We start from the raw sequence: 13,071 nt of genomic DNA, 5'->3' as shown, positions 1-13,071 counted from the left end.
TACAGCTCACACAGGCATGACGAGGGATTTATGGACGACCCGGTCGACAACAAGCCACCAACGTTCTGGCAGATGCTGCACAGCGTCTTGGCCGCGGCGTTCGGGGTGCAGAGCGGAAAGAATCGGGCCCGGGACTTTACCCATGGCAAGCCCAGTCATTTCGTGATTTTGGGGATATTGTTCACGGCGGTGTTTGCGCTGACGCTGTACGGCATCGTGCAGCTGGTGTTGCACCTGGCCGGTGTTTAGCGCATCAGGGTTTGCAGGCTGAACGGGTATCGATAAGACGACGGTCGGCCTTTGGCGGACAATCGGCGGAAATCTACGCCGTAGGCTGGTGCTGCTCCCATGGCCAGCATTCGCCGGGCTTGGGCCTTGTCGATAATTTGCAGCAACGGGATTCGCCGGTCCCGGCCACCGTAATGACTGAGATCCACGCCCTGATCTATATCGTGCAACTCCACCAGCGCCCAGCCGCCCAAGGTGAAGTGCCCGCCCAACAACACACTCAAGCGCCCGTCGACCTTCGCCTGCAATGCGGCCGGCGAGGTGTTGATCGCGCTGAACAATGCGTCCTTGCCGGGCACGCCGCCCGTTTCCGAATACGCCTGCATGGCGCCGAAAGCCATTTCATCGTTGGCTGCCCACACCAGCGACACTTTCGGATACCGTCGCAACAGCAACTTCGCCTGCTCATAGGCCCGTTCCCGGGTCCAGCCGCCGTACACCAATTGACGCAAGCGCACTTCAGGATGCTCGGCCAAGGCGCGCATCATGCCTTGCTCGCGCAGTTGCGATGACGGGGTGATTTTCAGGCCGGAGAACGCCAGCAACTCGATGACCTGGCCGGGCGCCACGGGCGGATGCTGGCGAATCAGCTCCTTGAGCATCAGGTAACCGCCCTCCTCGTCGTTCGGCACCAGGCTGCCCAGTCGATCAGCGCGCTCGCCCAGCAGGCTCATTTGATTGGCCGTCAACGACGCGTTGACCATAAACAGCTTCACGCCACTGCCTTCGGCCAGACGCAGGATTTGCGGGGCGACGTACTGTTCGTTGACGAAAACCAGATAGTCCGGGCGATCCGGGCCTTGCAGCGCCAGTCGAGCTTGCGCCACCGTGAGCTCCGGCATGCGCTGGGCATAGAGAATCCGCAGGTCAATGCCCAGGTCTTTGGCGGCCGCCTGCATGAATTGCGAATAGCTGATCCAGAAAGCTTCGTCAGTCGTTCCGGGGTTGAGGAACAACACTGATTCCCCACGGGCGACAGTTCCGTAAACCGCCCCCATCATCAGCAGGAAGGTGTAGAAAAACTTCAACATTGATCGCCCGAGCCCCCGGAAATTGCGCCGCGCATTATAGCCAGCGAAATCCCGGAAAACGGCGTTTATTGCGCTAATTGTCCGACAATCGTCGGAACAGGGCCCAGGCGGGGTCGATTATTGATGACTGACCCAGAATACCGCGGTGCCCACGACCAGAATGATCAAAAACAGAATCGCCCAAGCATCCACCGTGCTATCGGGTTTTGTCGCTTTCGTCGGGTTGCTCATTGCATCGCCTCTTGTCGGTTTTATCGGTGATTGCATAAAGACTCGATCACAGTAAAGACGACGATTGCCCGCACGACAAATACGGGTTTATCAATAACAGTTCTCGTTAGTCTTTTTGGTTCTTTACATATACTCAAACATCACTTTTGCGCATAACTCCAAACTGGTATCTTGCCCCGGCTCCGTAGGGAGTGCGCGGCCGTGCGCGCAGAATTGCCGAGGCACTATCGGATACTTCAGCAAGCGAAAAACGCAACTGGATCCGACCGGCCCAAGCCTGAGAACAGGACTTATATGTACGTATACGACGAGTACGATCAGCGGATCATCGAGGACCGCGTCAAGCAGTTCCGTGATCAGACCCGACGCTATCTGGCAGGCGAGCTGAGCGAAGAAGAATTCCGCCCTCTGCGCCTGCAAAACGGGCTTTATATCCAACGCTTCGCGCCGATGTTGCGAGTGGCGGTGCCTTACGGCCAACTGACTTCGCGCCAGACGCGAATGATGGCCAAGATTGCCCGCGACTACGACAAGGGCTACGCCCACATCAGTACCCGGCAGAACGTGCAGTTCAACTGGCCGGCGCTGGAAGACATTCCGGACATTCTCGCCGAGCTGGCCACCGTGCAGATGCACGCGATCCAGACCAGCGGCAACTGCCTGCGCAACGTCACCACCGACCAGTTCGCCGGTGTCGCTGCCGATGAGCTGATCGATCCGCGCCCATGGTGCGAGATCGTGCGTCAGTGGACGACGTTCCACCCGGAATTCGCCTACCTGCCGCGCAAGTTCAAGATCGCCATCAACGGTTCGACCTCCGACCGTGCCGCCATCGAAGTCCATGACATCGGCCTTGAGCCGGTGCACAACGCCGCTGGCGAGCTGGGCTTCCGGGTGCTGGTCGGTGGTGGCCTGGGCCGTACGCCGGTGGTGGGCGCGTTCATCAATGAATTCCTGCCGTGGCAAGACCTGTTGAGCTACCTCGACGCCATCCTGCGTGTCTACAACCGCTATGGCCGTCGCGACAACAAGTACAAGGCGCGGATCAAGATTCTGGTCAAGGCCCTGACGCCTGAAGTCTTCGCGCAAAAAGTCGATGCGGAAATGGAGCACCTTCGCGGTGGCCAGACCACGTTGACCGAGGCCGAAGTGCATCGCGTCGCCAAACACTTTGTCGATCCGGACTATAAGGCGCTGGATAACCAGAGCGCCGAACTGGCCGAGCTCGACAAGCAACACCCGGGCTTCGCGCGCTGGCGCACCCGCAACACCCTGGCCCACAAAAAGCCGGGTTACGTGGCGGTGACCCTGTCCCTGAAGCCGACCGGTGTTGCACCGGGCGACATCACCGACAAGCAGCTCGACGCGGTAGCCGACCTGGCCGACCGTTACAGCTTCGGTCAACTGCGCACCTCCCACGAGCAGAACATCATTCTGGCCGACGTCGAGCAGTCCCAACTGTTCGCGATGTGGGGCGAGTTGCGCGAGCAAGGTTTCGCCACGCCGAACATCGGCTTGCTGACCGACATTATCTGCTGCCCTGGCGGTGATTTCTGCTCGCTGGCCAACGCCAAATCGATCCCGATTGCCGAATCGATCCAGCGTCGTTTCGAAGACCTGGACTACCTGTTCGACATCGGCGAGCTGGACCTGAACATCTCCGGTTGCATGAACGCTTGCGGTCACCACCACGTGGGCCACATCGGCATCCTCGGGGTGGACAAGAAAGGCGAAGAGTTCTACCAGGTTTCCCTGGGCGGCAGCGCAAGTCGCGACGCCAGCCTGGGCAAGATCCTCGGCCCGTCTTTCGCCCAGGAAGCCATGCCTGACGTGATCGAGAAACTGATCGACGTGTACATCGAACAACGTACCGAAGACGAGCGTTTCATCGACACCTATCAGCGTATTGGCATCGACCTCTTCAAGGAGCGCGTCTATGCAGCGAATAATTAAGAACAACGAGGTCGTCGACGAAACCTGGCACTTGTTGCCCAAGGACTTCAACATCGACGAGATCAGCAACTGCGACGACCTGATCGTTCCGCTGAGCCTGTGGCGCGAACACGGCCGTATGCTCAAGGCTCGCGATGGCGGCCTGGGTGTGTGGCTGGATGCCGACGAAGAAGCGGAAGAAATCGGTGAGGACGTGGCGAATTTCCAGGTCATCGCCCTGAACTTCCCGGCCTTCACCGACGGCCGCAACTACTCCAACGCCCGCCTGCTGCGTGACCGTTATGGTTTCAAAGGCGAACTGCGGGCGATTGGCGACGTGCTGCGTGACCAGCTGTTCTACATGCACCGCTGCGGCTTCGACGCGTTCGCCATTCGCGCCGATAAAGACCCTTACGAAGCACTTGAAGGCCTCAAGGACTTCTCGGTGACCTATCAGGCCGCCACTGACGAACCGCTGCCGCTGTTCCGTCGCCGCTGATCGTCAAACCTTGAACCCCTTTCGGGGTTCAAGGCTCCCCCCTTACTGTGAGCCGATCGGAAACGGTCGCCCCATGGCCTCCCAATTCCGATAAAAGAGAGCCTGTGCCTCAAGCTCTGTAAACAGCGTGAAAGGGTTGTCATCATCGACCTGCGCCGCTTCCACATCCTCCACCAGCCGAGCCCACAGAACCTCTGAGGCGTCGGCATCGCCAAGCAGCCGCCACACCCTCGCCTGCAAGGTCAGGTAGTCGACCTGAAAGTCGGCCGTCAGGGACATGCCATCCATGACCCTCAAGAACCGAACTCCAAATGGCCTGACTGCCAGCCGCTGCCAGATCAATCGTCGCGCCTCCCGCAGCGCCTCATCGCCTTCACGCAACCACTCGATACCATTGCCATCGTCGACGTGAGCCTCGCTCAACCACAGGTTGATGCCCGTTCGGCGGCGATGCTCCACGATGCGCAACAGCGTGTCCTCATCCGTCAACGGATTGCCCTGCAGCCTGACGCGGTCCCTGGCGATGGCCTGGTTGAGCACCGTCTGCGGGACGCGGTTTATTCGGTTGTTACGCAAGTCCAGGGAAGTCAGGTATGGGTGTTCCATGATCCCGACCGGGCATGTGGTGATCCGCGTACTACTCAAATTGAGCTGCCGCAAGTCGTTCATTCCCAGCAGCAGCGGTGGGACTTCCAGCGGATTGTTGCTCAGGTCAAGCGTGTGCAGGCGCGTCAGCTCCGTGAGCTGCGAAGCACCGCGTTGACTGAACGTCAGGTTGGTCGACCGCAGGTTCAGCGTCGTCAGTTGGCGCATCTGGCTGATCGCATGAGGCAGTGCGCGCCCAGCCTCGTCACCTTCGTTGATGTGACTCAGATCGACACTTTCCAGGTCCAGGGTTTCAAGGTTGGGAAAGCTCTCAAGAAAGCCGTTCAGGCTGTCCTCTTCGGTCACATGGAATCCGCGCATCGATAATTCCAGAACCGTGTCGAGCCGCACATTCAACGCGGGGAGCCGGTGGTAATCCTCGAAGTCGAGATCAAGCCTGACGCCGCGTACGTTTTCGCCGGCCAGGAGAAGGTCCTGCCTGGGCCCACGCTTTTGCCAGATAGCAACCAGCTCCTCGGCCAGCTCCTGCCGGGTGACTCGTTCATAGTGCATTTCTGTCAGCATCAGCTGCACGTTATGGGCCTGGATCTGCGCAGCGCTCAGCCCTGCCGCCTCGGGATCGCCAGCGGTCAACTGGGGAACCCCCATGTCACGGATGTCGTCTGTCACCTGATCAATCCAGCCGAAGAGGTCAGTGTTGAGTTGCTGCAATTGTTGCTTGAGCCCATCGATGTGCGCCTGTGCCACTGCGCCTTCGCGCCGCAGTAATGCATCAGCCTGGGCATTGGTGAAGTCCGGATAGATGTCTTTGAGCTGCAACCTCATCATCTGATGCGTCAGTACCTCGGCCTGCGGCGTCCCCGGAAAGCCGCCGCCTCTGAGTCCCGAGGCCTCGAAAGGCAATCCGGCATCCATTCGCTGAAGCCCGTGCATGAACTCGGGGCGAGGTAACGCCTGACGGCCGATGTTCAGCCGCAACTGACCTGGCGGATCAACCGAATCGAGGTGCATCGCCAAACGCTCGTCGTCTGACAGCAGGCCCACAAGCGCTGTATGGAAATCCGTTTGTCGGTCCTGATGCCGGTAGCCTTGCTCCTCCTTGATCAGGCGCCGGACATCGCTCGTATCGAGTGGACCGCTGCGGTCCAGGACCCGACCGACAACGGTCTGATCCAGCACGTCGATGCGAATATGCCTGGGCCAGCCTGACTGCCGGGAGAGCGAGTGCAAGGCCAGCGCTTCCGATTCGGGGTTCGCCACCGAGCGCAGGTAAAGGCCTTCATAGGCTCGATTGAGCCTTACATGTTGCTGGTATTGGCGCGCCTTGCTGTCCAGGCGCGCAAACACCTGGCTGGCCTCGGTAGCGTCGGGCAACGCCTGGAGGTCAACGCCATAGCGCTCGAGCATTTGCTCGATAGCGCTTTTGGGCAAGTCAGGGTACTGGCGTTGAAAAAGTTGCACCCATTCATGCTCCGAGTGCTGAAGCGCCTGGTAACGCTGGTTGAAGAGCGCAAGGTCCACTGCCGGACCGAGGTCCTGATCGATCTTGAAGCGACTGATCGTGTCCGCCAGCAACGGCGTCGGCGCTCGGCCCGCCTGCATCAACCGCAGCATGTCGTCGTCCACTGCGCTGACGGTGCCGATCTGCGCCAGCACTTCATCGCTGAAGGAAGCCACGGAGGGACCGACTCCGCGCAGGAGCCCAATCCGGTTGAGCGCTGGGCCGGGCATCGGCGCAAAGGTCGGTGCCGTTCGCACCTCCATCGCTTGCGGATTAACGTCGGGCTCTGGAGCTCGTTCCGCAAGGTGCTCGGCTTGGGCAGCTTCGCCCTTGAGCACCGACGCGCCACCGATCATCGGCAACGCATTAAGCAAGCCAAACACCGTACGCGTCAGCCCTTCGGAGCGTTGATCGGGCGCTTTGCCGTTGACCGCCTGATTCAGGCCATAACCGGCGTCAATCAGCCCGGCCAGCGCCAACAGTCCCTCGCCTCCTGGGACGAACACGGCGAGCGGGCCAAACCGGTTGATCCATTGCACCAACGGTTCAACGACGGCACTCAACTGATCCCGATTGACCTGCGCATCGTCGCGAATGGTCTTGATGCCTGCCATTGCAGCTTGCTTCATCGTCAACACCAGCCGGGCAAACGGATCGGTGGCGAGCACCGGATCTTCGAAGCCAATGTACTCGTCAGGGTCCCAGTAGCCGTCATCGTTGAAGAAACCGGCGCTGACAGTCAGCTTGTGCCTGGCAGGATAAAGCGCCATGCCGTCCAACGCCGTCAGGACGCCGGCGTGAAACGTACCGTCCTCGCGATCGTCTTCGGCAAAATGCGCGGCCAACGCCTCTTTTGTCGCTGTGGACCGGCCCTGCGCGACCACCCATTGCCGCAATTGTTTAGCGTCGGCGAATTCGTGCAGCGGCGAAGAATTACCCGGAATGTACAGCAACACGCGAGGACTGGAGGTATCACGCCAGGCCCAGATATCCGTCGCGGTGTAGCGGTACAGTTTCAGCAAGCCGCACCTGACCGTTGAAGGCATGCGAGCGGGTGTTTGCAGTTGCTCGATGGTCAAGGTTTCCCAGGATTGATCGGCTGGCAGGCCAGCGGCCTGCATCGCAAGTTCCAGGCCCTTCTGAGTCAGGCGCTGCTCCTGCAACTGCAAACAGGCCGCCATGACAAACGCTGCTTTGACCGACGTTCTCAAGGCGTAACGCTTGGGTGCAAGAAGCACGTCATCGGACGGCCAAGCCTGATCGAGATACGCCTGGTACAAGCCCTTCAGATCCAGTTCCCAGACCCATTTCTTGAAATCGGCGGGTCTCAGGGCGATCTGCGTCAGCGGTCCATACGTTTGCGGCGAGGTTTGCCGATAAATGCCTTCATAGGTGTGGTGGTTGCCGCTGCCGTGATCGGCGAATTCGTCGACGTTATCGACTATCCGCACCTTTGGCCCGATATCCGGCGGCGTGTACAGTCCGAACGCGGTTTCAGCAAAGCGCCCGTCGCCAACTGTCTGGTAATTGGACAGCAGCGTTTGAAGCAACGAACGACTGCTCGCCACCCGCCCCTGCTCGACACCGTCCTGTGCGGGATGGCCTTTGAAGTTGTAGTCGAGTGTGGCCAGAATCGCGGTCTGTGGGTCGATGCCCTGCCCCAATTTTTCCTTGATCAAATGCTCGCCAAACTGTCCCGGCGATTGTGGCAAGGCGAGATCCACGGCGGCCTGCAGTTTTTTGCGCATCCGCAGAGACGCCACGGGATGGGCCCCGGCGACGTGTTCCAAAGGTTCATTCATGGTGCATTCCATTGCGGTGATTTCGAAACATCACCCTACCCCGCCTGAGTCCATCAAGAAGCGGGAGCGATCCACAAACGTGTTAGGAAATGTCGTTACCTGGCGAAGAAATGGCGCACTTTTTTGAAGGCAAAAAAAATGAAACCGTGGGATCGCCACGGTTTCATCGGTTTGCTGGAACGTGTTGTGACAATTACCAGAAGCGTTGCTGGGTCAACCGGCTCCACCAGCTCAGCAATACGCGATCAACCGAACTACTGGCCGCCATGCCGATGCGCTCTTGCAGGCTTTTGCGTTCGGCGTAATGCAAGTGGTACAGCTCGGACTTCTTCGCACGTTCAGCGAGGTATTCGTCACTGGTCTTGAGTTCGTCAACCAGCTGTTTGTCCAGCGCTGCGACGCCTAGCCAGATTTCGCCAGTGGCAACCTCGTCGATGGCCAGTTGCGGGCGATATCGCGAGACGAAGTTCTTGAACAATTGATGGGTGATGTCGAGGTCTTCCTGAAACTTCTCGCGGCCTTTCTCGGTGTTTTCGCCAAACACGGTCAGGGTGCGTTTGTATTCGCCGGCAGTCAGGACTTCAAAATCGATGTCGTGCTTTTTCAGTAGGCGGTTGACGTTCGGCAACTGGGCCACCACCCCGATCGAACCGAGGATCGCGAATGGCGCACTGATGATCTTCTCACCGATGCAGGCCATCATGTAGCCGCCACTGGCTGCTACCTTGTCGATACAAACGGTCAACGGAACGCCGGCATCGCGAATGCGCGCCAGCTGCGAGGACGCCAGGCCGTAGCTGTGAACCATGCCGCCACCGCTTTCCAGGCGCAGCACGACTTCATCCTTGGGCGTGGCCAGTGTCAGCAACGCGGTAATCTCGTGACGCAGGCTTTCAGTGGCCGATGCCTTGATGTCACCATCGAAATCCAGCACGAACACCCGGGGTTTGGCCTCGGACGCCTTCTTTTGCTTTTTCTCGGATTTAGCCTGGGACTTGCGCAGGGCCTTGAGCTGATCCTTGTCGAGCAAGGTTTGCTCCAGGCGTTCGCGCAGGCCTTTGTAGAAATCATTCAGTTTGCTGACTTGCAACTGGCCGGCCGCCTTGCGCCGACCTTTACTGCGCAACGCCGCGAAACTGGCCAGGACCACCAGAATGGCGATCACCAGTGTCACGGTCTTGGCCAGGAAACTGGCGTACTCGGACAAAAACTCCACAGTGACTCCTTCAATACGAAGCGCGGCTTGAAACACGCGCGGGATGCCTCCAGCATACCCATGCGCTGCGTCGACGACCAGTCGGGAAACCTCTGGCAACAGGCCTGTAACGGGCATTTCAAACAAGCGTATGTTTTTTCATTGACAGCTCACCGCCATCCTCATAACCTCGCCAAACCTTCAACGTACCGGGATGACGCGGACGTGGGCAGTATCTATTTGATTCGACATGGCCAGGCCTCCTTTGGTGCAGACGACTATGACGTCCTGTCGCCGACCGGTATCCGTCAGGCAGAAGTCCTGGGCCAGCACCTCGCCGAACTCGGTGTCTGCTTTGATCGCTGCCTGTCCGGCGACCTGCGCCGTCAACAGCACACGGCCAACAGCGCGCTGGAGCAGTTCGCTGCCGTTGGCCTGCCGGTGCCGACCCTGGAAATCGATAGCGCTTTCAACGAATTCGATGCCGACGCGGTGATCCGCGCGTTGCTGCCGGCCATGCTGCAGGACGAGCCGCATGCACTGGACATCCTGCGCAACGCCGCGCAAAACCGTGGTGAATTCCAACGCATCTTTGCCCTGATCATCGAACGCTGGCTCGCCGGCACCTATGACACTCCGGGCCTTGAAAGCTGGCTGGGTTTTGTCGAGCGCGTGCAGGCCGGTCTTCACCGCCTCCTCGAAAACGCCGACCCCACCCAGAAAATCGCCGTGTTCACCTCCGGCGGCACCATCACTGCCCTGCTCCATCTGATTACCCAAATGCCTGCAAGGCAGGCGTTTGAGCTGAACTGGCAAATCGTCAACACCTCGCTCAACCTCTTGAAGTTTCGCGGTCGCGAGGTGGCTCTGGCTTCCTTCAACAGTCATGCGCACTTGCAACTGCTGAAGGCCCCGGAACTCATTACGTTTCGCTGAGTCCGGACTTTTGTGACCCTGGCTGTAATCACCAGCTGTAATTACTCTGCTCTTAATTACCCAAGAAAGGATCAAACCATGACCTCCGTAGCTGATGCCGTACAAGCAATGAAAGCCAAGTTCAACCCAGCCGCTGCTGCCGGTCTGGACCTGGTATTCGGTTTCCGCATCGACGACACCAAGAACTTCTCGCTGATCGTCAAAAACAGCACCTGCGAGCTGCAAGAAGGCGAAAACCCTGACGCCCAGGTCACTCTGGTGATGGACGGCGAAACCCTGGAAGGCATCGTTGACGGTTCGACCGACGGCATGCAGGCGTTCATGGGGGGCAAACTGCGCGCTGAAGGCGACATGATGCTGGCCATGAAACTGTCCGAGCTGTTCCCAAGCTAAGACGGCGGCTCCCGACATTTCGGGAGCACCTCTGGTTGCAAACGAATCCCGCCCCTTGAGGCGGGATTCGTCGTTTTTGCCCTCAGGAAACGGCCGTCCATGGATTTGCGGTCTATATTCCTTCTGGTCGCTTGCGCCAGGCATCGGCCGATTGCCCCCGATCAATTGACGGAGCGCGCCGCCATGAGCCCACCTCACGTCCACAACGGTTTCAATCACCGACGTGTATTGCAGGGCCTTTCGGCAGCGACCATCGAGACCTGGATCAGTCCGCTAATCGCAGGGAGTAAAACCATGCCCGACACCCCCGCCGACCTCATTCTGTACAACGGACGCCTACACACCGTCGACCGCAAGAAACCCCAGGCCAGTGCTGTTGCCATCAAGGGCGGCCGCTTCGTGGTGGTCGGCAGCGACGCTCAAGCCATGGCCCTGCAAGGCCCCGGTACAAAAATCATCGACCTGCACGGCCGCACGGTGATTCCCGGTCTCAACGACTCGCACCTGCACTTGATCCGCGGCGGTCTCAATTACAACCTCGAACTGCGCTGGGAAGGCGTGCCGTCACTGGTCGACGCCCTACGCATGCTCAAGGACCAGGCCGATCGCACGCCAACGCCGCAATGGGTGCGCGTGGTGGGTGGCTGGAGCGAATTCCAGTTCGCCGAAAAACGCCTGCCAACGCTTGATGAACTAAACAAGGCCGCCCCCGACACGCCGGTGTTCGTGCTGCACCTCTACGACCGCGCCCTGCTCAACCGCGCGGCGCTGAAAGTGGTCGGCTACACCCGCGACACGCCAAACCCGCCCGGCGGTGAAATCCAGCGGGATGCCAACGGCGACCCCACGGGCATGCTGATCGCCCGCCCGAACGCGATGATCCTGTACTCGACGCTGGCCAAGGGAACGAAGCTGCCACTTGAGTATCAGGTCAATTCCACTCGCCAGTTCATGCGTGAACTCAATCGCCTGGGCGTCACCAGCGCCATCGACGCCGGCGGTGGTTACCAGAATTACCCAGACGATTACCAAGTCATCCAGCAACTGGCCAAAGACCAGCAGCTGACCGTGCGTATCGCCTATAACCTGTTCACCCAGAAACCCAAAGAAGAGCTGACCGACTTCAAGAACTGGACCAGCACCTCTCATTACGGTCAGGGCGACGACTTCCTGCGGCACAACGGCGCCGGGGAAATGCTGGTGTTTTCGGCGGCCGATTTCGAAGATTTCCTCGAACCGCGCCCGGACCTGCCACAAACCATGGAGCAGGAACTGGAGCCGGTGGTCCGCCATCTAGTGGAACAGCGCTGGCCGTTCCGCCTGCATGCCACCTACAACCAATCCATCAGCCGCATGCTTGACGTGTTCGAGAAGGTCAATCGCGATATTCCATTCGATGGCTTGCCGTGGTTTTTCGATCATGCCGAAACCATCACACCGCAGAACATCGAACGGGTGAAAACCCTGGGTGGCGGCATTGCGATCCAGGACCGCATGGCGTTCCAGGGTGAATACTTTGTCGACCGCTATGGCGCCAAAGCCGCCGAACACACGCCACCGATCGCACGCATGCTGGCCGAAGGGATTCCGGTAGGCGCAGGCACCGACGCCACGCGCGTGTCCAGCTATAACCCCTGGACTTCGTTGTACTGGCTGGTCAGCGGTCGAACCGTCGGTGGTCTGGAGCTGTATCCGCAAGGCTTGAGCCGCGACACGGCGCTGGAGCTCTATACCCACGGCAGTGCCTGGTTTTCTTCCGAACAAGGCCAGAAAGGCCAGATCAAGGTCGGGCAACTGGCTGACTTGATTGCGCTGTCGGCGGACTACTTCCACATCGAGGATGAAGCGATTAAATGGATCGAGTCGGTGTTGACCATTGTCGACGGCAAGATTGTCTATGGCAGCCATGAGTTCGAAAAACTCGGGCCGCCGACGATTCCGGTGGTGCCGGAGTGGTCGCCCGTGGCCACAGTGCCGGGGCACTGGAAACCCTCGGCGCCGTTGACCGCGCAGGCTCATCATTGTGCGGGCGCTTGTGCGGTTCATGCGCACAGTCATGAGCGGGCGCGGTTGTCTTCGGCACCGGTCAGTGACTTTCAAGGGTTCTGGGGGGCGTTTGGTTGTTCGTGTTTTGCGTTTTGAATAGGGACTTTGCTGACACCGTAATGCTGTTTACTTCAGAAAGTTTTTTGGTTTGGTTTGGGTTGGTTTTGGGTACATATCCGTTGCTGCGGTAACGGCGGCTTAGGGTTCCGCCCTGACGGCGGGTCACTTGGAGAAGCGCCAAGTAACCAAGCGCTTTTGCCCCTGACGTTCGGTGCCTCGCCTAGGCTCGGCATTCCCTCGCTCCGGTCCTGCTCCGTGGGCCCGCCGCCATCGGCCATCCATGGCCGGGGGCGGCTACCGCGGCATCCTTGCCGCGGTGCCCACTGCGCAGAACCTGCGCTCGGCCTCTCGAGGGGGCGTGTACCGCCAAAGCCAAGCGAGGCGGCCTACGGGCCGACCTGATTGCTCAACGCTTGCGCGTGGTGATCGTTCCCATGCTCCGCGTGGGAATGCCGCCGGGGAAGCTCTGCGTCCCGCTGTCGACACCAGGCTTGAGTCTTGCGCGATGGTGACGCGGAGCGTCACGGGATGCATTCCCACGCGGAGCATGG

9 protein-coding genes are annotated in these 13,071 nt (G+C 59.6%); 6 read left to right on the top strand and 3 right to left on the bottom strand.

The genetic code is table 11. From position 1 onward, the window contains the following. Positions 1-30 precede the first annotated feature (30 nt). Positions 31-249, top strand: a complete 219-nt coding sequence (locus ACM6I0_RS08995; RefSeq protein WP_285433950.1) for a DUF2970 domain-containing protein — start codon at positions 31-33, stop codon at positions 247-249. Here ACM6I0_RS08995 and ACM6I0_RS08990 read toward each other — a convergent pair. Then, the gene (locus tag ACM6I0_RS08990; protein ID WP_414922056.1) at positions 246-1,319 is read right to left on the bottom strand and encodes an ABC transporter substrate-binding protein; all 1,074 of its coding nucleotides are present in this window, start codon (positions 1,317-1,319) and stop codon (positions 246-248) included. The two genes, ACM6I0_RS08995 and ACM6I0_RS08990, sit on opposite strands and share 4 nt — an antisense overlap. Before the next feature lie 525 nt (positions 1,320-1,844). Here ACM6I0_RS08990 and ACM6I0_RS08985 point away from each other — a divergent pair. Next, the gene (locus ACM6I0_RS08985) at positions 1,845-3,503 is read left to right on the top strand and encodes a nitrite/sulfite reductase (RefSeq protein ID WP_414922055.1); all 1,659 of its coding nucleotides are present in this window, start codon (positions 1,845-1,847) and stop codon (positions 3,501-3,503) included. Next, positions 3,487-3,981, top strand: a complete 495-nt coding sequence (locus ACM6I0_RS08980; protein ID WP_090183422.1) for a DUF934 domain-containing protein — start codon at positions 3,487-3,489, stop codon at positions 3,979-3,981. The genes ACM6I0_RS08985 and ACM6I0_RS08980 overlap by 17 nt, the downstream gene beginning before the upstream one ends. Positions 3,982-4,023: 42 nt before the next feature. On the opposite strand, the gene ACM6I0_RS08975 is transcribed toward ACM6I0_RS08980, so the two are convergent. Both ACM6I0_RS08975 and sohB read right to left on the bottom strand, forming a co-directional pair. Then, positions 4,024-7,890: a dermonecrotic toxin domain-containing protein gene (locus ACM6I0_RS08975; RefSeq protein WP_414922054.1), complete on the bottom strand. Its 3,867-nt coding sequence runs from the start codon at positions 7,888-7,890 to the stop codon at positions 4,024-4,026. Between the two features lie 193 nt (positions 7,891-8,083). Next, positions 8,084-9,106 carry a protease SohB gene (gene sohB, locus ACM6I0_RS08970; RefSeq protein ID WP_285433944.1) on the bottom strand — a complete coding sequence of 341 codons (1,023 nt, stop codon included), beginning with the start codon at positions 9,104-9,106 and terminating at the stop codon, positions 8,084-8,086. A gap of 204 nt (positions 9,107-9,310) precedes the next feature. Between sohB and ACM6I0_RS08965 the strand changes: the two genes are divergently transcribed. The 3 genes from ACM6I0_RS08965 (at position 9,311) to ACM6I0_RS08955 (ending at position 12,556) form a co-directional block, all read left to right on the top strand. Further along, the gene (locus tag ACM6I0_RS08965) at positions 9,311-10,021 is read left to right on the top strand and encodes a histidine phosphatase family protein (RefSeq protein WP_090183415.1); all 711 of its coding nucleotides are present in this window, start codon (positions 9,311-9,313) and stop codon (positions 10,019-10,021) included. A gap of 78 nt (positions 10,022-10,099) precedes the next feature. Further along, positions 10,100-10,414, top strand: a complete 315-nt coding sequence (locus ACM6I0_RS08960; protein ID WP_007976511.1) for an SCP2 sterol-binding domain-containing protein — start codon at positions 10,100-10,102, stop codon at positions 10,412-10,414. 294 nt (positions 10,415-10,708) lie between these two features. Beyond that, complete coding sequence (locus ACM6I0_RS08955; protein ID WP_414922532.1) at positions 10,709-12,556, top strand: amidohydrolase; 1,848 nt, start codon at positions 10,709-10,711, stop codon at positions 12,554-12,556. Positions 12,557-13,071: the final 515 nt, after the last annotated feature.

The organism is Pseudomonas sp. IT-P294, assembly GCF_949767865.1.
Taxonomy (GTDB): domain Bacteria; phylum Pseudomonadota; class Gammaproteobacteria; order Pseudomonadales; family Pseudomonadaceae; genus Aquipseudomonas.
Note: the sequence above shows the minus strand (reverse complement) of the source record. Positions and strands in the feature narration are given on the sequence as shown.